Here is a 19,078-nt window from a genome sequence, read left to right as displayed (position 1 = left end):
TCCCGCCGTCCCGGACGGGGTAAGGGACCTCCTGTCGATGAGGTCCCCTCCCCGCCCCTCGGGTCCGCATGCATGACCTGAACGCCCTGGTCGGCACGCACGACCTGGTCCTCCTCACGCTGGACACGCTCCGCTACGACGTGGCGCGCGAGGAACTGGAAGCAGGCCGCACCCCCACCCTGGCCGCGTTGCTGCCCGGCGGCCGGTGGGAGGAGCGGCACAGTCCGGCGAGCTTCACCTACGCCGCGCACCAGGCCTTCTTCGCGGGCTTCCTCCCCACCCCCGTCACCCCGGGCCGCCACCCGCGCCCGTTCGCCCTGCGCTTCGAAGGCAGCGAGACGACCGGCCCCGGCACCTGCGTGCTGGACGCGCCGGACCTCGTCACGGGCCTGGCCGGGCGCGGCTATCACACGGCGTGCATTGGCGGGACGGGGTTCTTCAACCAGAAGAACCCCCTGGGCCGCGTCCTCCCTGGCCTCTTCTCCGAGGCGCACTGGGACCCCTCGCTGGGCGTCACCGACCCCCGATCCACGGAAAATCAGGTATCACTCGCGGTGAAGATCCTGGGCTCGCGGCCCCGGGAGCAGCGGGTGTTCCTCTTCATCAACGTCTCCGCGCTGCACCAGCCCAACCGGCACCATGTGCCCGGGGCGGCGGAGGACTCGAAGGCGACGCACGCGGCGGCGCTGGCCTACGTGGACCGCCAGCTGCCGCCCCTGTTCCAGGCGCTGCGGCGGCGCGGCCCGGCGTTCTGCATCGTGTGCTCGGACCACGGGACGGCGTATGGCGAGGACGGCTACTCGGGGCACCGGCTGGGGCACCCGGTGGTGTGGACGGTGCCCTATGGCGAGTTCGTGCTGCCGGTAGACTCCGAGCCATGACGCGCCTGGAGTCGATGCTCGAAGGCACGCCGTACGTGGCGTACCTCTACGGCTACCCGCACAAGACGGCCTACCGCCCGCTCACCCCAGCGCTGCCGCTGGAGGATGTCTGGGCGAAGGAGCGGCGGGACGCGCTGTTCCTCTACCTGCACGTGCCCTTCTGCGAGATGCGCTGCGGGTTCTGCAACCTCTTCACCGCCGCGGGTCCGAAGGAGGACGTGGTCCAGGCGTGGCTGGGGGCGCTGAAGCGCGAGGCCCTCCGGGTGAAGGAGGCGCTGGGCCCGGCCACGTTCGCGCGGGCCGCCATCGGCGGCGGTACCCCCACCTTGCTGGAGGTCGCGGGGCTGGAGACGGTGTTCGATCTGGCGGCGGAGCTGGGCGTGGACCCGCGCGACGTGCCCATGTCCGTGGAGGTGTCTCCGGAGACGGTGGACGCGGCCAAGGTCGCGGTGCTGAAGGCCCGGGGCGTGGACCGCGTGAGCATGGGCGTGCAGAGCTTCCTGGAGTCGGAGGTGGCCGCGGTGAAGCGGCCGCAGAAGACGGCGCAGGTGGCGGCCACGCTGGACCTGCTGCGGAGCGCGGGCTTTCCCACGCTCAACCTGGACCTCATCTACGGCATCGAGGGGCAGACGGTGGAGACGTTCCTCCACTCGCTGGAGGCGGCGCTGCGGTACGCGCCGGAGGAGCTGTACCTCTACCCTCTCTACGTGCGGCCCCTCACCTTCCTGGGGAAGAAATCGCGCGCGTGGGACGACCTGCGGCTGTCGCTCTACCGGGCCGGCCGGGACTTCCTCCTGTCGCGGGGCTACACGCAGGTGTCCATGCGGATGTTCCGCGCGGCGCATGCGCCGGCCGCACGAGGCGCGGTGTACCGCTGCCAGGAGGACGGCATGGTGGGCCTGGGCGTGGGGGCGCGCTCGTATACGGGGGCCGTGCACTACTCGTCCGAGTACGCGGTGGCCTCGCGCGAGGTGCGCGGCATCATCCAGGCGTACATCGAACGGGACGCGGCGTCCTTCGGTGAAGTGCGCTACGGCTTCGTGCTGGACGCGGCCGAGCAGCGCCACCGGCACCTGGTGCTGTCGCTGCTGGCCGAGGGCGTGGACGCGGGCGTGTACCGCCAGCGCTTCGGCACGGAGGCGATGGCGGACTTCCCGATGCTCGCGGAGCTGGAGGCGCACGGGCTGGCGCGCGACGTGGACGGCGTGTTCCAGCTCACGGCGGCGGGCGTGGAGCGCTCGGACCTGATTGGCCCGTGGCTGGACTCCGAGGCCGTGCGCGCGCGCATGACGGAGTACGCCTGGCGATGAAGCTCACCGTGCTCTATCGGGGCCCGCTGTCCGGCTGCAACTACGGCTGCGAGTACTGCCCCTTCGGCAAGTGGAAGCAGAGCGAGGAGGAGCTGACGAAGGACCGCGCGGACCTGGAGCGCTTCCTCCACTGGGTGGAGTCGCGCACCCAGGACACCGTGTCCGTGTTCTTCACGCCGTGGGGCGAGGCGCTCATCTGGCCCTGGTATCAGCAGGCCCTGGCGCGCCTGACGCACCTGCCCCACGTGGAGCGCGCGGTGGTGCAGACGAACCTCTCCTGTCGGCTGGACTGGCTGGAGGATTGTCGCGCGGAGAAGCTGGGCATCTGGGCCACGTACCATCCGGAGTGGATGAAGCGGTCGCGCTTCCTCGCGCAGTGCCAGCGGCTGTCGGAGCACGGCGTGCGGCACAGCGCTGGCATGGTGGGCTTCCGGCGCTTCGCGGACGAGGCGGAGGCCCTGCGCCGCGAGCTGCCCGAGGACACGTACCTGTGGATCAACGCCGTGAAGGACGGCCTGGATGCGTACACGGCCGAGGACGTGGAGCGCTTCACCCGCATCGACCCGCTCTTCCCGGTGAACAACACGCGCCACCCCAGCCGGGGCCGCGCGTGCCGGGGCGGCGAGTCCGTGCTGTCCGTGGACGGTGACGGCACCGCGTACCGGTGCCACTTCATCAAGGAGCCGCTGGGGAACCTCTACGCGCCGGACTTCGACGCGGCGTTGAAGCCGCGCCCGTGCTCGAAGGACACGTGCGGGTGCCACATCGGCTACGTGCACCTGGAGTACCTGGAACTGGATCGCGTCTTCGGGTCCGGGCTGCTGGAGCGCGTGCCGGCGACCCGGCTGTGGACGGGCGGCGCTCAGCGCAGTGCTTCGCGGATCTCCCAGTCGTAGACGGACAGGCCGTCGCGCGTGAGGCCGGGGAGCAGGTCCCCGAAGGCGTTCGCCTCCAGCACGCGGTGGCCGTGGAAGAAGTCCTCGAACATCAGGTCGATGCCCACGTGGAGGCAGTCATGCGCGCGGGCCACGGCGCGGCAGCTCTCCAGCGCGGCCTCCAGTTCGCGGGGGGGCACCGCCGCGTGGAAGGCGTCCAGGTCGCCCCGGTAGCCGCCCAGGTGCAGGTTGGTGATGGGCAGGCGGCTCTGGCGCACGACGGTGAAGGCGGGGTCGCCGCGCACCATGAGGATGCGGCAGTCGAACAGGTCCCCGCCCAGCCGGGCCTTCGGCCGGGACTCCTCCACCTGCGAGCCCTCCCGCAGGAGGAAGGACAGCACCGCGTCCACCTCCCGCGCGTCCGTTGCGCGTCGCACCTTGAGGGAGTTGAACCAGCCGGTGGCGCCCCGGTGCAGGCTGGTGAGCAGCGAGCCCGCGTCCCCTTCCGTCCGGCCCGGCCGGTACATGGCGAGGCACGACGCGGATGAGCCGCAGGACAGCTTCACGAACGCCTCGCGGAAGCCGGCTTCCCGCAGGGCGTGGCGCAGCGTCTCCGGTGTGGCGCCCGGGGCCACGTCCAGGAACGGCGGCACGGGGATTCCCAGGGACGCGTACCGGCGCGACGTGATGCGCTTGTCGAACAGGTCCGCGATGGCGCCCGGCGAGGACAGCACGCGCCAACGGGGGCGCTGCGCGAACCGCGCGGACAGGTCCTCCAGCACGCGCAGGAAGCCCAGGTGGTGCTGCCGCGGACACAGCACGCGGCCGTGTTCATCCGGCAGCGCCTCCAGGTGGTCGGGCGTCACGACGTCGCAGCCCGCGCCGAGCGCATCCGCGTAACCTCGCTGGAGGAAGGCGCGCTCCACGGCCGCGTCCTCCCCGGCCGCGTCGATGCGCACGAATCGCTCCGTGTCGGGCAGCTCCAGGAGGACGTCGGGCGTGCGGGCCACGGTCTCCCACGCCACCACTTGCGCGGGTGGCAGCCCGGCGCGGACAAGCGCCTCCTGGAAGAGCGTGACGCGCCGGTTCCCGGGGTTTCCGATGGTCAGGAACGGCGGCACGGTGACGGGTTACTCGCCCACGGCGGCGTAGCGCGACTCCTCGTCGTAGGGCTCGCGCTGGTTGCCACTTGCGACGGTCCTGGCCACGGAGGCCACGGCCTTCTGCCCCGCCTTCGTGAGGAAGTTCTGGGTGACGTCGAGCGCCTTGAGGTGCTGGAAGGCCTTGGCGTTCGCCGCCAGCGTCTCCGCGCCCGCGTCGCTCATCGTGCCCATGGACAGATCCAGCTCTTCAAGCTGGGCGAGGATCTTCGACTGGGGCAGCGCCGCGCACAGCGCGTCGGTGAACTCGGCGTTGCGCAGCCCCAGCTTGCGCAGGGCCGGCACGCCCACCGCGTCGAGCAGGGGCTTGAGCTCCTTCACTCCGCCGCCCGCGCCGTAGTTCTCCTGTCCGAACCAGACCTCCAGCGACTCCAGCTTCGGCCACTTCGCCTTCGCGATTTCCTTCACCGCGCCCTCGTGAAGCCCACCTGTCTCCACGGTGAACGAGCGCAGCTCCGGCAGGTCGATCTTCCCGAACCCGATTTCACCGCCGCGTACACGCAGCTCCTGGAGCTGGGGATAGACCTTGTAGAGCGGCTGGAGGTCGCCCACCTGCGTCCAGGAGATCTCCGTCTCATCGGGGAACTCGAAGTCGCCGATGAACAGCGAGCGCAGCGGCGGCGCGGGCTTCGCCTTCGCGAGCACGCCCAGCGTGTCGTCGTAATCGTTCTCGCCGTCGAAGCTGGCCATGCCCAGTGTCAGACGGCTGAGGAACCGCGCGGACGGATGGGCCAGCAGCTCGGCCAGCAGCTCCGGGATGTCCGCCGTGGAGTCGTAGTCCACCTGACCCAGGCGGGCCTCGCGGATGTAGCCCAGGTGCCACTCCAGCTTGAGGGTCCGGTCGGAGACGGCCTCCGCCAGCGACTCGCCCAGGAACTCACCCGCGTGCTCCTCGATGAACTTCGCCACCTTCTTGCGAGTGGCCGCGGCCTTGTCGGCGGGAACGTCCATTGCGGAGTGCTGGAGCCGGATGAGCTCGGCGCGAGGGTCGCCTTCCCCCTGGAGCCAATCGGCATACGCGAGATAGCCCTTCACGTCGTCGGGCTTCGCGAGGATGGCGGCCTCCAGGTCCGGGTGGACGGCGGACTCGGCGGTGGCCTCTTCGCCGTCGCTGTCCCCGCCTTCAGCGAGCGTGTAGCCCTTGCGCTCCTTCTCACGGACCTGCGCGTCGTAGGCTTTCCTGGCCTCGGCCTTGGAGTCGAACTCCTCGACCTTCTCCTGGCCGTCGGTGCCGATGCGGCCCCAGCGCTTGGTGAGCGTGGTGCCTTCCAGGGTGATCTCCCAGAACTTGCTGGAGCTGCCTTCCGTGAACTCGTAGCGAGGCATCGCGCGCGTCCCCTTGGCGAAGAACGCATGCGACGCTAGAGGAGCCCTCCTGCAACCTCAAGGCTCAGGGCCGCAGCAGCACCAGCTCCACGCGGCGGTTGAGCTCGCGGCCTCGCGGAATCAGGTTGGGGGCCTTGGGGTTGCGGTCGCCCAGGCCCACGGCCTCCACCCGGGACGGGGCCACGCCCGCGCGGATCAGCATGTCGGCCACGGCGCGGGCGCGGGCGTCGGAGAGGCTCTGACGGGCGGGCTCGGGGACCTCGCGCGCGTCGGTGTGGCCCTCGACGCGCAGGCGGGCCTTGGGGTCGCGCACGAGCAGGTCCACCGCCAGGTCCAGGCCGGACAGCGTGGCCTTGGTGGGCACGGGCTTCTTCTCCTCGAAGCTCAGGGGCTCGGGCAGCTCGATGCGGCCCTCCTGCACCTTCGCGGCCTTCGCGGCCTTGGGCGCGGGCACCAGCGTGAAGGCCAGCGACGCATCCGCGCCGGCGGTCAGCTCCACCTGTCGCGTCTGCGCGAGGAAGCCGTCAGCGATGAGGTCCACGGTGTACGCGCCCGCGGTCAGCACCACGTCCTGCGGCTTGCGGCCCTTGGCGGTGGGGACCGTGAGCTTCATGGGCTCGCCCGGGCCGCGCACGAAGGCGGTGGCGGAGGTGGGCTTCTTCGACGTCACCTGAAGGCGCAGCCGGCTGGGCGCCACCGGCGGGCGCTCCACGGGCGGCGTCACGGAGACGACGGTCGTCTGGGGCTTCACGCCCGCATCCGGCACCGCCGCGGGCTGGGCGACGTGCACCGGGGCGCCCGCATCCACCGGGGCCGGCTTCACGGGCGGGGGGGCGGCGACGACGGCGGGCTCGTCCTTCAGCGGCTGGATCATCTCCGCGGTGACGGAGTGGGAGAGCTTGAGCTTGAGGCGCGGATCCGGCGCGTTGGGCACGACGCTGGGGGACGCCTTCACCACCACGCGCAGGCCGCGCTGGGTCTGGAAGCCGACGGAGGCGGTGATCTTCCAGAGGAAGCCGTTGGTCTCGCTGAACAGGCTCCAGGAGCCGTTGGTGTACGTGACGCGCGAGACGAGCGTGTGCTCGCCGGGTTCGACCTTGAGGTTCGCGAGCCGGTGGACGCCGGGCGCGTTGAGCTCCTCCAGCGACGGGACGGCGAGCGGTTCGCCATCCAGGAGGAAGTCGGTCTCCACGAGCCGGTAGCCGTCCTCCGGTTTGAAGCCCGCGAAGAGCACCTGCACTTCCGAGGGGGACTCGGGGACCATGTCGCGCAGCTGGCGTTCCAGCTCCGCGCGCACCAACTCCTCGCGCGTCGGTTCGGCCGCGAACGCGCCCGGGGCGAGGAGTCCGGCGAGGACCAGGGACCCGAATCTGAGCAAGGAGGAATCCACGGGGCGCACGCAGCATGGCACAAGGCGCTCCGGGACGATGCAGGGATACATCCCTGTAGGCCGGGCAGGCAGGCGGGGCCGTCAAGTTTAGGAGCCCGGTTGAGGGCTTCGCGGTGATTCCCGCGTTCCAACCAGTCCTGGCGCGAGGAGGCGGGGATGGATCATCCTCGGTGGCGCATGGATCCGCGACCCGAGTCTCCTCCAACGTCCGCCCCCAACTCTCCCGAGGCAACGTCCCGCTTTTCGCGGCGGGCGTGGGCCTGGAGCGCGGTGGGCGCGGTGCTGACGCTGGCGGTGCTCGCGGGGACGGTGCGGGTGGACCGGGTCGCGCGCGGGCCGGTGCTCGTCCAGCGGGGCGAGTGGGTAGACGTCCCTGCCCCGGCGGCGGGGCAGGTGATGTCGGTGGACGTGGGGCTGGGCCAGCAGCTCAAGGCCGGGCAGGTGGTGGCGCGGCTGGAGACGGCGTCAGGGTCCGCGGAGGTGGTGGCGCCCCTGGCGGCGGTCGTGAGCCAGGTGACGGTGACGAAGGGTGTGCGGGTGGAGGCGGGGCAGCCGGTGGCGGCGCTGTTGAACCGGGACGTGCTGCCGTCGCTCTCCGTGCTGTTCGCGGAGGACGCGCGTCCGGAGCTGGCGCCGGGGATGACGTTGTCGTTCGAGCTGCCGGACATGCCCCACCCGCTCGAGACGGTCATCGAGCAGGTGGAGGGGCCGGAGGAGTCGCTCCAGTTCGCGAAGACGCGGCGGCGGAGCGATGTCACGTACCAGAACGGCGCGGTGCTGGTCCGGGCACACGTGCCGTCCCGGAGCTACGAGCGGGACGGCAAGCAGCGCATCTTTCAGGACGGCGAGTGGGGCCGGGCCTCGGTGAAGCTGGGGACGCAGCGGCTGCTCGTCTCGTGGTTCCCGGGCCTGCGTGATGCGCTGCCCTGAGGTTGCCTGATGCTCAGGCCCCCTGACGCGACAGCCGGCGCTCCAGGCGCTCCAGCCGGAGCTGATGGTCCTCGGGAAGCTCCACGGGGGCCGCGAGCCTGGCGTGATACAGGGCCCGGGGCAGGTCCTTGAGGGAGTGCTCGTAGAGCTTCGTCAGCGACAGGTGCAGCACCGCGCCCTGACCGGGCTTCGCGAACGTGAGCGCCCGCTGCAGGTGCGCCGCCGCCGACTGGCAGTCACCGGAGCGGCGGCAGAGGCGCGAGGCCAGCATCAGCGCTTCGATGCCCACCGGGCCTCCGCCCTCCGCGGCAGCCTTCGCGAAGGACAGCGCCCGCTCCGCGTCCCCTGCCCTCTCCGCCACCTGCGCGAAGCCCAGCAGATCCCTCGGGTCCTGCCGCTCCGTGCCTTCCGCCTGGAAGCGGCGCACCAGGTCGCCCAGCAGCGCCGCCAGGAGCAGCAGATCCTTCTGGTTGTGCTCCAGCACCGGCACCAGCTCCGAGCCGTCCGTGCCTCGCAGGAAGCGGAAGTACAGCTCCGGGATCAGCGAACCATCCACGTCCCCCACCCGGTGATGTCCCAGCACCTTCGACTCCAGGTGCACCAGCCTGGCGCCCTCGCCCCGGTGCTTGAAGACGCGCCGCGCGCAGTGCAGCAGGTCCAGGTGCGGCAGCTCCTTCGGCACCGGCACCCGGTTGAGCACGAAGCGCGTGCGGAGCAGCGGCCAGTCGAAGCTCTTGCCGTTGTACGTGACGAGGCAGGATGACTCCGCCATGCGCTCGGCCAGCAGGCGCAGCATGGGCGCTTCCTCTCCCATGCGCCGCAGGAAGAGCTGCTGCACGCGCAGCGCGCGGTCCTCGAACCAGCCCAGGCCCACCAGGAACGGCACCGTGCCCGTGCCTCCCGCGAGCCCCGTCGTCTCCGTGTCCAGCAGCAGCATCCGCGTGAAGTCCACCGACTCCAGCGCGGGATGCAGCGCCAGCCCCGCGACCAGCCGCGCCTCCACGTCGAGCGCCGCCGCCACCGGCGCCGTACCGTGCCGGTGATCCGGTGCGTACACCTGCTCGGCCACGTGCACCGTGCCATGGGGCGTCGACCGCGCCTCCACCGGCAACGCCCGGGGCTCGGGGACCGGCGCCACCGCCTTCCGAGCCGACGCCGTGCCCTGACGCTCCGCCCAGAACGACAGCATCTGGCGCAGCGCCTCGACCCGGGGATCCGCGGCCCCCTCCGTCGAGCCGCCCCGCTTCGCCGCGAACCGCCGCCGCGCCTCCTCGCGCAGATCCACGAGGCCGTCCGCCCGCGCGGCCTCGCGGGCGCTCTCGCGCTCGGCCACCTCCTCCTGCACGCTGCCCTCGGGCGCTCCCTCCCCGTCCATCGACATGCGCTTGCGCAGCGCCTGGACCAGCACCTCCGCGATGGTGGTCGTCCCCGCCTCTTCCACCGGCGGGACCCGGGGCTCCTCCGGCGCCTGCGTGCGAGCCTCCACCGCCGGTGTCTCCACCACGGCGTTCACGGGCGCCCGGCCCTGACTGCCGGGGCCCGCGCTGGTGAGTCGAGACAGCTTGCGCTTCAGGTCCATGCCGCGCCCGTGCTCCTCACTGCACCCCGGCGACGCCGAGCGCCGCCAGCAGGTCCAACGCCAGCCGCTTGCGCGGATGCGACCCCGACGGCGCGCTCCCCGGCTGCCCGCCCGCCGCGGGCCCGATGCACGCCGGACATCCGTCCTCGCACGGGCACGACTCCAGCAACTTGCGCCCGCGCAGCAGCAGCTCCTCGCGCTGATCGTACAGCCGCGCCGCCAGCCCCACGCCACCGGGCACGTTGTCGTAGAGGAACAGCGTCGGCTCGAAGCCCACGCCTCCGTCCTTGCGCGGCGGACCGTCCGGTTCGTCCCGGCTGCCCAGCGTCCGGCCCAGGTCGCGCGGGTCGCTCATCAACCCCACGCACGCCACCGTGCGCAGCGCGGACCCCAGGCCTCGCAGCGCGTCGATGACCGCGGGTCTCGGGGCATCCATCGAGCGCACCACCGCCTCCGGCACCGTCAGCCACAGCGCCGACGTGTGCATCTGCATCTCCGGCAGGCGCACGTCGCCGTAGCCCACGTTCTCGTGCGTGTGGAACTTGATCTTCTTGTAGCCCACCACCTTCTCGATGACGGACACCTCGCCCAGCCCCGCGTGCAGCGAGGGCCCCAGCGGCGCTCCCTGGTCCTCCTGGATGACGCTCACGCGCACGTTCGTCATCGCGTCCGTGAAGTAGTCCGGCGCCACCTTGCGCACGAACGCCTTGTGGTTCTCCAGGTCCAGCAGCTCCACCTGATACTGCTCGGAGTCGTGCTGGTAGATGGCCTGCTCGTGCAGCTGTGTGTGCGCGGACCGGAAGTCCATCTCCGCCAGCGTCTTGTCCGTGCCGCGCTCGATGACCACCACGTTGTCCCAGCCCACGCTGCGCAGGGACACGTGGTGCGCAGGATACGCGTCCGACGACCAGTGGAACATCCGCCGTCCGCCCTCGGGCGCCTGCGACGGGTGCACCACCTGGTGCTGCGTGAGGAAGTCCAGCGCCTCCGCCGTGTTCTCCACGGGCACGTCGCCGAACGCGTCCCCTTCCTCGAAGGGCAGCTCGAACGCCGCGCACTTCAGGTGCTGGACGAGGATCTCCACGTTGTCCGGATCAATCCGCGCGTGCTCCACCGGAGCCCCCGTGAGCGCGCGCGGATCCGCCGCGAAGTACTGATCCAGCGGCGCGCTGGACGTCACCAGCAGCGCCAGACTCCCCATGCCGCGCCGGCCCGCACGCCCGAAGCGCTGCGCCAGCGCCGCGACAGAGCCCGGGTAGCCCGCGCACACCACCGCGTCCAACGAGCCGATGTCGATGCCCAGCTCCAGCGCGTTGGTGGCCACCACGCAGCGCACCTCGCCCGCGCGCATCGCGGCCTCCGTCGCGCGCCGGGTGCCCGGCAGGTAGCCGCCCCGGTAGCCCTGGATGAGCGACGGGTCCAGCTTCTCCTCCACGAACCGGTCGCGCAGGTACTTGAGCATCACCTCCACGTTGTTGCGCGACTGACCGAACAACAGCGTGGACACCCCCGCGCGAACCAGGTCCGCGGTGAGCCGCACCGCGCTCTTCAAGTAGCTGGCGCGGATGCCCAGCTCCGCGTTCACCACCGGCGGGTTGTAGACCATCACCCGCCGCTCGCCGGACGGCGCGCCGCTCTCCGACACGAGCGCCACCTCGCGCCCCAGCATCCGCTCCGCATGCGCCTTCGGGTTGCCGATGGTCGCCGACGCCAGGATGAACGTGGGCGAGGCCCCGTGGAACCGGGCCACCCGCTGCAACCGCCGCAGCACGTTCGCCAGGTGCGAACCGAAGACGCCCCGGTACGTGTGCAGCTCGTCAATCACCACGTAGCGCAGGTTCGCGAACAGCCGGGCCCAGTTCGCGTGGTGCGGAAGGATGCCCGTGTGCAGCATGTCCGGGTTGGTGAGCACCACGCCCGCGCGCTCCCGGGCTGCCCGCCGCGCATCCCCCGGCGTGTCGCCGTCGAAGGTGATGGCGCCGTGGCCCAGGCCCGCCTCGCGCATGAAGGCGCGCAGGGACTCCTCCTGGTCGCGCGACAGGGCCTTGGTGGGGAACAGGTAGAGCGCTCGCGCTTCCGGCTCGCGCGCGAAGCGGTCCAGCAGCGGCAGGTTGTAACAGAGGCTCTTGCCGGACGCGGTGGGCGTGGCAATGACCAGGCTCTCCCCGTCGCGGGCCCGCTCGAAGGCCTCCGCCTGGTGGGAGAAGAGCCGCTCCACGCCCCGGCGCTGGAGTGCGTCCCGGACCTGCGGGGACAGCCCCTCGGGCAGCGGCGCGAAGACGCCCGCGCGGGCCGGCGTCACGGCGTCGTGGACGATGTTCGGCCACACCTGCCGGTCCGACTTCCAGGCCTGGAGGACCGCGTCCAGCCCGCGAGCTCCCGACCACGGCGTGCGGCGCGGGCCGGAGAAAGCCTCGGTTTCCTTCTCGGGCTTCATAGGGCCGGGCACTGTACAGACGTGTACCCGGAAGGACAACGCACGTCAGGACCCGCCGCGCCGGTTCCCCAGGGACCGACCGCCCCCGTTCCAGCCGGGCGGTAGCGCAGGCGCGGAAGTCCTGCCGGGAGCGGCGGCGCCAGAGGACTCGACGCGCGTCCAGGCCGGGGCCTAGTGTCCCGCGCCCGTGGCGCTCGCGATCTTCCTTTTCACGTACATCTTCATCGCCGGGGCGAGGCTGCCCTTCATCAAGCTGGATCGTCCCGGAGGCTCGCTCCTCGGAGCCACGCTGATGGTCGTCGCCGGGGTCGTCACCCCCGCGGAGGTCTTCGGCCACAGCACCGAGCGCAGCCACCAGGCCATCGACATGGACACGCTCGTCCTCCTGCTGGGGATGATGCTGCTGGCCGTGTACCTGGCGCAGGCGAACTTCTTCCGCGCCGCGGGGGCCAAGGCGCTCAAGGTCGCACACACGCCCCGGCTGCTCCTGGTGGCCGTGACGCTCGTGAGCGCGTTCCTGTCCGCGTTCCTCGTCAATGACACCGTGTGTTTGTTCCTCACGCCGCTGGTGCTGGCGGTGGTCGAGGACGCCCGCCTGCCGCCCGCGCCGTACCTGCTCGCGGTGTGCATGGGCAGCAACAGCGGCTCCGTGGCCACCTTCACCGGCAACCCGCAGAACATGCTCATCCAAGGTGCGTCCGGCCTGAGCTACGCGCGGTTCGCCGCGTACATGGCCCTGCCCGCCCTGCTCTCCACGCTCATCGTCGCCGTGGCGCTGCTCTACCTGTTTCGCAAGGAGCTGCCGGCCGCGCGCTTCGAGACGCACCCGCCTCCGTTGGAGGTGAACCGCCGGCTCCTGACGCTGGGACTGGGCGGCCTGCTGGGCGTGGTGGTGGCGTTCTTCGCGGGCCTGCCCATGAGCTGGAGCGCGCTCGCGGGCGGCGTGCTGGTGATGACGCTGTCCGGGCACGACTCGCGCGAGGCGCTGGAGCGCGTGGACTGGGTGCTGCTGCTCTTCTTCGCCAGCCTCTTCGTCGTCGTGTACGGGGTGAACAAGGCGGGCTGGGCGGAGGAGATCCGCCAGGTGTTCTCCCCGCTGATGGCCGGGCCGCCGTGGCGCGAGACGCTGGGCTTCGCGGCCCTGACGCTGGTGGCGTCCAACATCTTCAGCAACGTCCCCTTCGTGATGCTCGCGCGAGCGTGGGTGCCGACGATGCAGGAGCCGGAGCTGGCGTGGCACGTGCTCGCGCTGGGCTCCACGCTCGCGGGCAACCTCACGCTGGTGGGCAGCGTGGCCAACCTCATCGTCTTCGAGGCCGCGCGCGGCAAGGTCCGCATGGGCTTCATGGACTACCTGCGCGTGGGCGTGCCCGTGACGCTGATCAGCTTCGCCGTGGGCCTGGGGGTTCTCCTGGCCGAGCACGCCCTCCTCTAGGGATCAGGGATCCGGATCCGGCAGCTCGCCCGGGGGCAGCGGATGCTCGGGCGGCGCGGGGGCGACCGCGGCCGCGGGAGTGACGGCGGAGGGCACCGTGTCCGGCGCGGTGCTGCCCGAGGGGACCGCGCCCTTGCGGTTCTTGGGCGTCAGGTCCTTCACGAACATGTCCGCCACCTTGTCGAGCAGATCCGTCATGGCCAGGCGGAAGAGCTCCGGCTCCTTGCCGACCTTGAACGGATCCAGGTGGGGCGCGCCCTGCTTCACGCCGTCCATGTCGAACGGCCGGCGCCACAGCTCCGAGCGCCCGGCGAGCTTGAACATGCGCCCGTACCCCTTGAGGTAGGCCCCGGCGCGCCCGTCCTCGCTGCGCATGCCGTAGTCCTGGATGACGAACTCCACGATGGTGTCCGCGCCCAGCGGGGCCATCAGGTCGTAGTCCGGCGCGTTGGCGGGCACCTCCTCCACGAGGAAGCTCTCCAGCGCGGAGGCCACCCGGGCGGGGTCCACCGTGTCCGTCCAGGGGGCCTCCTCCGGCAGGCGCGACAGCGTGGTGACGCGCAGGCGTTCAGAGAGCTCGAAGCGGGTCACCGCCTGCTGGAGCTTCACGGTGAGCCGGCGATCCGCCTCCTTGGGCTCCAGCTTCTTGAGCTTGTCCGCGTAGGCGTCGTCCTCCTGGAACACCTTGCTCTTGGGCCCCGCGCCGTCCTCGATGCGGGAGATGAAGGCGGGCCGCTGGACCCGGTCCAGGTCCGCGCCGGACAGGCGCTGGGAGGCGCAACCGGCGGTGAAGGCCACGAGGACTGCCGCGAAAAGGAGGCTTCGGCTTCGCACCATGGGGCTCAGGGTATCCCATCCCCGCCCGCCTGGCCTGTTCGTGACCCACCGGGGGCCTGGGGAGTGTCCGGCGCTGATATGCTGCCCGGCCGTGAATCCTCCCCCTTCTGTTCCTCCCGGCCCGGGCCCCAACCGCAAGCGGCGGTTGGGAGAGATCCTGATGGACGCCGGCCTGCTCACCGAAACCCAGCTGCGCACCGCGCTGGCTGAACAGCGCAAGTGGGGCGGCCGGCTGGGCCTCACCCTGGTGCAGATGGGCGTCGTGGACGAAAGCTCCATGGTGCATGCCCTGTCGCGGCAGCTGGCCATCCCCACCGTGGACCTGGACGCGCACCTCCCCGTCCCGTCCGCCCTCCAGGCGCTGCGCGTGGACATCGCCGAGCGCTACACCGTCTTCCCCATCGCCTACGAGGCCGGCACCAAGATGCTCACCGTGGCCACGTCGGACCCCACCAACGTGGAGTCCCTCCAGGAGCTGGCCTTCCACTCCGGCCAGAAGCTCCAGGTGGTGGTGGCGACCGCGTCCTCCATCGAGCGCGCCATCCGGCACCACTACCACGGTGAGATCACCTCCACGGCCGCCACGCCGCTGAGCTTCGGCATGGAGGAGTCCACCTTCGAGCTGGCCCCGCCGCAGCAGCCGGAAGCCGCGGCGGCTCCTCGGACGCCCACGCCGCCGCCGGTGGTGCGAGACCTGGAGCTGGCGAAGAAGGTGGAGGCGCTCACGCAGCAGGTGGCGGACCTGGAGCGCATGGTGGCGCAGCAGGCCCGCGTGATGCGCGCGATGATGGACGCGCTGGAGGCCCGGGGCGCGCTGACGCGCGAGGAGGTCCAGGCGAAGGCCCGGTGAACACGCCATGGCGCTCCCCTTCTCCGACAAGCTGAAGCTGGAGCTGACCGTGATCGCGGGGGAGCAGGCCTTCGCCATCCCCGGCGGACAGGTGAAGGACTTCTCGCTGCGGATGACGCCCACCGGCTTCCGCTGCGAGCTCACGTTCTGGACCGCGCTGGAGAAGGCCGACGCGGCGCTGTTCACCGCGTTCTGCAAGCCGGACCTGGTGCGGGTGCGGCTGGCGTTGTCCGGTGTCTTCGACCCGCCGCCCGCGCCGCTCGTCGTCCAGGGCCTCGTCACGGAGAGGCGCGTCAGCGGCACCGCGCACGGCAACAAGGACTCGGTGGCGGTGGCCTTCCGCCAGTACACCGTCACGTTCGAGGACGCCGCGCGGGTGCTCTGGAAGCAGCACCGCCCGGTGGAGCTGCACACGGCGAAGAAGCTGTCGGAGCTCCTGGACGCGCACAAGCCCGGCGGCCTGTTGCTCACCTACGACTGGGACGCGCTGGACACCAAGCACGCCCTGGTGTGCCTGGGCATCGGCGACGACCACCCGGCCGCGAGCTTCTACGACTTCGTCCTCTGGTACGTGGACACGCGCGGCGGCGTGCTCACCTACGACAGCCCCAAGGACACGTACACCTTCTCCGCGAAGAAGCCCGCCACGGGCACCGTCACCGGGCTCAGCTGCAAGCACGTGGCGCGCGTGGACGTGGAGATGCCGCCGGTCATCCGGCACAGCGCGCGGGTGCTCAACGGCTTCGGGGCCGGAGCGACCACCGTGGCGCTGGAGCAGTCCCAGGCGGTGGCGGGCATCCAGCACGACGTGCTGGTGCGCACGCCCCTCGCGACGGTGTCCGAGCAGCGCCAGGCGCTGGAGAAGGAGCGCCTGCGCGTGCGCAAGCGGCGCCTTCGGTTGACGTTCCTCGATGTGCCGCCCATCGCGATGCACCCGGGGGCGTTGATCAAGCTGGACGGCGGGCGGTGGAGCCCGGACCTCACGGGTCTGGGGGAAGACCACCGCGTGGCGGAGCTGGCCTTTGATGGCGTGGGGCTCCAGGCGGGCCCGCACGACGGCCAGCAGGAGACGATGCAGGGCTTCACCCTGACCCTGACCCTGCTGCTGGAGCAGAAGTCGGATCCGGTGCCGGAGCTGCCCGCGTACCGCCCTCCCCGCTACCCCATCTACGTCGAGGGCAAGGTGCACAGCCCCGGCGGCGAGGCCACGGACCGCATCTACCTCCAGGTGGATGACGAGAAGACGTCGGTGACGAACTACCGCGTGACGATTCCGCTCTGGAACAAGACGGTGAGCGTGCCGGCGGAGCCCGGTCATTTCCCGGGGACGTTCTACTTCCCGCCGTACAAGAACGAGCGGGCGCTGGTGGCGCTGCACTTCGACCACGCGGAGCTGAACCGCTACCTGGACTGGGGCGAGGGCGTGCGCACGCCCCAGGACGGCCAGGGCGATCAGATCCTCTTTGGCAAGAACGGCAAGAACCAGACGGCGCTCACGCACGACTTCCAGGACAACAAGCCGGTGTGGAACCTGGGGCGGGTGAACGCCAACGACACGGAGACCATCCGCCTTTCGGAGGGCCACCTCCTCATCCAGACGAAGGAGAACCCCGGCGGCGCCACCACCACGCCCACATACGACGTGACGCCGCAGGTGGAGACGGCCAAGGGCGACCTCACCGCGGGTGTGGACGGCGCGGTGAGCGACGCGACGGCGGCGTACAAGGAAGCGTCGGCGGCGGTGAACGCGAAGCTGAACGCGGCGACGGAGGAGACGGGCGCGGCCCTCGCCGCCGCGGAGGCCCAGGTCAAGGGCAAGGCCGCGGAGTCCCGCGCCAGACTCACCGGCGCGCTCAACGGCCTGGATGGGCAGACGGGCGCGCTCTCTGGCGCCGCCGCTGAAGCCAAGGCCGCGCTCGCGGGGCTGAAATGAACGACCTGCGCGCCACCGTGGCGAAGCACAAGGCGTCCGTGGAGGGCTTCGGCTCCGGCATCACGCCCCGCCTTGCCACCGCGAAGGGCGAGGTGGAGGCCCTGGCCCAGGGGATCGTGGAGCAGGTCGCCGCGCTGCGCCCCTCCATCAGCGCGACGCTGGGTGCGCTGCTCACGCAGGTGAACGCGGCGAACGTGAAGGTGGCGGACCCCTCCCCCCGCTTTGATGCACTGGCCGCGCAGGTGAAGGGGCACCAGCAGTCGCTGACCGCCTCCAGCGAGACGGCGCGCACGAAGGCGGAGTCGCTGGGCCAGGAGGCCACGGCGAAGAGCCAGGGGCTGGAGGCGCAGGCGAAGTCCTCCGCGGAGGCGTCACAGGGACAGCTCGCCGCGCTCCAGCAGCAGGTCGCCCAGAAGTGCGACGCGGACAAGAAGTCCTTCGACGCGAAGCTCGCCAGGCGCAAGGGTTCCAAGGAGGAGACGGAGGCCCGCCGCGCGCAGGGCTACGCGCTCATCGACCAGACACGCTCGCAGCTCACGCAGGACCTCACAGGCGTGGGGTCCACCCTCACGGCGGCGCTGTCCGCGGTGCTGGTGCGGCTGACCACCTCCCGCGACGCGGCGACGGGCCGGAGCACGCAGCTGACCGCCACGTTGGACGGCGCGGTGAAGAACCCGGTGAGCGCGCTGGCGACGCTGCACCAGGAGATTGTCAACGCGGGCAGGACGACGAAGGACGCCCACCAGCAGCAGCAGTCCGCGCTGGAGGGCCAGCGCAAGTCGCTGGTGGATCAGCTGATGGCCGCGGCCGCTGCGTCGGCCGGCATCGTGGATCCGCTGGACACCCAGGTGGCCCCGTCGCTCTCGGCGGGCAAGACGCAGGCGGATGGGGCACTGGACACGCTGGGCAAGACGATTGCCGGCCAGGTGGCCAGCGTCACCGCGTCGCTGACGGCGGTGGAGAAGCTCATCGACCAGGTGCAGAAGCAGGTGGAGACCGCCATCACCACGGTGAGCGGCACCATCGACGGCCTGGTGCACGGCGCGCTCACGGCGGTGGAGACCGTCAAGGCGCCGCTGAAGGCCACGCTGGACGCGGCCTTCACCACGCTGGACTCGCTGGTCGCGACCGTCAGCGCCCTCAAGCAGCAGGTGATGGCGCTGTTCGAGTCGCTGCCGCAGCTGCTGGAGCAGCTCCAGACCCTCTTCCAGCAGATCGTCGGTTCGCTGGAGTCGCTGCTGGAGCGGGCCATGGGCCTGCTGGACGCCATCCCGGCCGCGGACCTGCCCAAGCCGCTGGTGAGCCCCGCGGTGCAGGGCATCAGCCAGGTGGTGGGGCAGATCACCACGCAGCTGGGGACCCTCTCCTCACAGGTCGGCCCCCAGCTCCAGGCGGTGCAGAAGACCATCGTCTCGCAGGTGGAGACGGTGCAGACCCAGGCGCAGACGCAGATCGACACGGCCACGACCCAGGCCGTGACCCAGATGGGCACCCTCACCGAGTCCATCCTCCAGGGCATCGAGCAGGCCAACGCCCAGGTGGGGCAGATCATCGCCGCGGCCGTCACGCAGATCGGCACCGTGAAGGACCAGGGTGTGCAGCAGATCGAGGCCATGAAGCAGCAGGTGGCCGCGCGCGTGACGCCGCTGGACACGCAGGTGCCGCAGCGCCTGGAGGCCCTGGACGCCCAGGTGGGCGCCGGCATCGACGCGGCGGTGCAGGGCCTGCAGACGGCGCGGGACTCGGCGCAGGGCCAGGTGACGTCCGCGAAGGGCCGGCTGGACACGCACCTGGGCACCACGAAAGCGTCAGTGACGACCGGGCTGACGTCGCTGGAGACGGCCCGCGCCAGCGCGGAGACGTCCCTCGGCTCCCAGGCGGAGTCGGCGCTCGCGGCCTTCCAGCAGCGCGCGGAGGGCCTCAAGTCCGGCGCCCAGGCCCAGGTGGACTCGGTGTCCACGCAGGCCACGGGGCAGAAGCCTCAGCTCCTCTCCCCGCTGGATGCGATTGGCGCCCAGCTCCAGGCGGGCGCTTTCGCGAAGCCGGTGACGGCGGCGAACGGCCGGGTGACGTCCGCGCTCAACGCGCTGGGCCCCAAGCTGGACGCGCTCGCGTCCTGAGCGGGGCCCTCCTCC

Annotated in this window: 14 protein-coding genes; 8 read left to right on the top strand and 6 right to left on the bottom strand. The window is 71.3% G+C overall.

The features are described 5' to 3' along the window. The first annotated feature begins 68 nt into the window (after positions 1 to 68). From KYK13_RS20610 to KYK13_RS20600, 3 genes are read left to right on the top strand one after another with little or no spacing between them, the layout of a single operon-like run. Positions 69 to 881, top strand: coding sequence for an STM4013/SEN3800 family hydrolase (locus KYK13_RS20610; RefSeq protein WP_223631843.1), 813 nt, complete (start codon positions 69 to 71; stop codon positions 879 to 881). Next, a complete protein-coding gene (locus tag KYK13_RS20605) occupies positions 878 to 2,191 on the top strand; it encodes an STM4012 family radical SAM protein (protein ID WP_223631841.1) in 1,314 nt (437 codons plus the stop codon). Before KYK13_RS20610 ends, KYK13_RS20605 begins: the two co-directional genes overlap by 4 nt. Further along, complete coding sequence (locus KYK13_RS20600) at positions 2,188 to 3,087, top strand: STM4011 family radical SAM protein (RefSeq protein WP_223631839.1); 900 nt, start codon at positions 2,188 to 2,190, stop codon at positions 3,085 to 3,087. The genes KYK13_RS20605 and KYK13_RS20600 overlap by 4 nt, the downstream gene beginning before the upstream one ends. Here the strand turns inward: KYK13_RS20600 and KYK13_RS20595 are convergent. From KYK13_RS20595 to KYK13_RS20585, 3 genes are all read right to left on the bottom strand, one after another. Beyond that, positions 3,054 to 4,187, bottom strand: a complete 1,134-nt coding sequence (locus KYK13_RS20595) for an STM4014 family protein (RefSeq protein WP_223631838.1) — start codon at positions 4,185 to 4,187, stop codon at positions 3,054 to 3,056. The two genes, KYK13_RS20600 and KYK13_RS20595, sit on opposite strands and share 34 nt — an antisense overlap. A gap of 9 nt (positions 4,188 to 4,196) precedes the next feature. Beyond that, entirely contained in the window at positions 4,197 to 5,552 is a 1,356-nt protein-coding gene (locus KYK13_RS20590) for a WGR domain-containing protein (protein ID WP_223631836.1), read from the bottom strand. A 64-nt stretch (positions 5,553 to 5,616) separates the two neighbouring features. Then, on the bottom strand, positions 5,617 to 6,930 hold the full coding sequence (locus tag KYK13_RS20585; protein ID WP_223631833.1) for an OmpA family protein: 1,314 nt from the start codon (positions 6,928 to 6,930) through the stop codon (positions 5,617 to 5,619). A gap of 168 nt (positions 6,931 to 7,098) precedes the next feature. Between KYK13_RS20585 and KYK13_RS20580 the strand changes: the two genes are divergently transcribed. Further along, complete coding sequence (locus KYK13_RS20580) at positions 7,099 to 7,872, top strand: biotin/lipoyl-containing protein (RefSeq protein ID WP_223631831.1); 774 nt, start codon at positions 7,099 to 7,101, stop codon at positions 7,870 to 7,872. Between the two features lie 13 nt (positions 7,873 to 7,885). Here the strand turns inward: KYK13_RS20580 and KYK13_RS20575 are convergent, their stop codons facing one another. After that, on the bottom strand, positions 7,886 to 9,451 hold the full coding sequence (locus KYK13_RS20575) for a ribonuclease H-like domain-containing protein (RefSeq protein ID WP_223631830.1): 1,566 nt from the start codon (positions 9,449 to 9,451) through the stop codon (positions 7,886 to 7,888). Positions 9,452 to 9,467: 16 nt separating this feature from the next. Then, the gene (locus KYK13_RS20570) at positions 9,468 to 11,888 is read right to left on the bottom strand and encodes a DEAD/DEAH box helicase (RefSeq protein ID WP_223631828.1); all 2,421 of its coding nucleotides are present in this window, start codon (positions 11,886 to 11,888) and stop codon (positions 9,468 to 9,470) included. Positions 11,889 to 12,075: 187 nt separating this feature from the next. Between KYK13_RS20570 and KYK13_RS20565 the strand changes: the two genes are divergently transcribed. Next, on the top strand, positions 12,076 to 13,323 hold the full coding sequence (locus tag KYK13_RS20565; RefSeq protein ID WP_223631826.1) for an SLC13 family permease: 1,248 nt from the start codon (positions 12,076 to 12,078) through the stop codon (positions 13,321 to 13,323). Between the two features lie 3 nt (positions 13,324 to 13,326). On the opposite strand, the gene KYK13_RS20560 is transcribed toward KYK13_RS20565, so the two are convergent. Next, positions 13,327 to 14,160, bottom strand: a complete 834-nt coding sequence (locus KYK13_RS20560; RefSeq protein ID WP_223631824.1) for a hypothetical protein — start codon at positions 14,158 to 14,160, stop codon at positions 13,327 to 13,329. A gap of 91 nt (positions 14,161 to 14,251) precedes the next feature. Here KYK13_RS20560 and KYK13_RS20555 point away from each other — a divergent pair, with 91 nt between their 5' ends. From KYK13_RS20555 to KYK13_RS20545, 3 genes are read left to right on the top strand one after another with little or no spacing between them, the layout of a single operon-like run. Further along, positions 14,252 to 15,010, top strand: coding sequence for a general secretion pathway protein GspE (locus KYK13_RS20555; protein WP_223631822.1), 759 nt, complete (start codon positions 14,252 to 14,254; stop codon positions 15,008 to 15,010). Positions 15,011 to 15,017: 7 nt separating this feature from the next. After that, a complete protein-coding gene (locus tag KYK13_RS20550) occupies positions 15,018 to 16,943 on the top strand; it encodes a hypothetical protein (protein ID WP_223631820.1) in 1,926 nt (641 codons plus the stop codon). Further along, positions 16,940 to 19,063, top strand: coding sequence for an apolipoprotein A1/A4/E family protein (locus tag KYK13_RS20545; protein ID WP_223631818.1), 2,124 nt, complete (start codon positions 16,940 to 16,942; stop codon positions 19,061 to 19,063). The genes KYK13_RS20550 and KYK13_RS20545 overlap by 4 nt, the downstream gene beginning before the upstream one ends. The last annotated feature ends 15 nt before the right edge of the window (positions 19,064 to 19,078 follow it).

The sequence above is a fragment of the Corallococcus sp. EGB genome (assembly GCF_019968905.1).
GTDB lineage: Bacteria > Myxococcota > Myxococcia > Myxococcales > Myxococcaceae > Corallococcus.
The sequence above is the reverse complement of the archived record's forward strand: the minus strand, read 5'-3'. Positions and strand labels throughout refer to the sequence as shown.

What these genes read in the sequence shown, in the direction of transcription:
- KYK13_RS20600 (WP_223631839.1), top strand. Translation starts at nt 2,188, where the DNA reads ATGAAGCTCACCGTGCTCTATCGGGGCCCGCTGTCCGGCTGCAACTAC.
- KYK13_RS20605 (WP_223631841.1), top strand. Translation starts at nt 878, where the DNA reads ATGACGCGCCTGGAGTCGATGCTCGAAGGCACGCCGTACGTGGCGTAC.
- KYK13_RS20550 (WP_223631820.1), top strand. Translation starts at nt 15,018, where the DNA reads ATGGCGCTCCCCTTCTCCGACAAGCTGAAGCTGGAGCTGACCGTGATC.
- KYK13_RS20545 (WP_223631818.1), top strand. Translation starts at nt 16,940, where the DNA reads ATGAACGACCTGCGCGCCACCGTGGCGAAGCACAAGGCGTCCGTGGAG.
- KYK13_RS20570 (WP_223631828.1), bottom strand. Translation starts at nt 11,888, where the DNA reads ATGAAGCCCGAGAAGGAAACCGAGGCTTTCTCCGGCCCGCGCCGCACG.
- KYK13_RS20590 (WP_223631836.1), bottom strand. Translation starts at nt 5,552, where the DNA reads ATGCCTCGCTACGAGTTCACGGAAGGCAGCTCCAGCAAGTTCTGGGAG.
- KYK13_RS20610 (WP_223631843.1), top strand. Translation starts at nt 69, where the DNA reads ATGCATGACCTGAACGCCCTGGTCGGCACGCACGACCTGGTCCTCCTC.
- KYK13_RS20560 (WP_223631824.1), bottom strand. Translation starts at nt 14,160, where the DNA reads ATGGTGCGAAGCCGAAGCCTCCTTTTCGCGGCAGTCCTCGTGGCCTTC.
- KYK13_RS20580 (WP_223631831.1), top strand. Translation starts at nt 7,099, where the DNA reads ATGGATCATCCTCGGTGGCGCATGGATCCGCGACCCGAGTCTCCTCCA.
- KYK13_RS20575 (WP_223631830.1), bottom strand. Translation starts at nt 9,451, where the DNA reads ATGGACCTGAAGCGCAAGCTGTCTCGACTCACCAGCGCGGGCCCCGGC.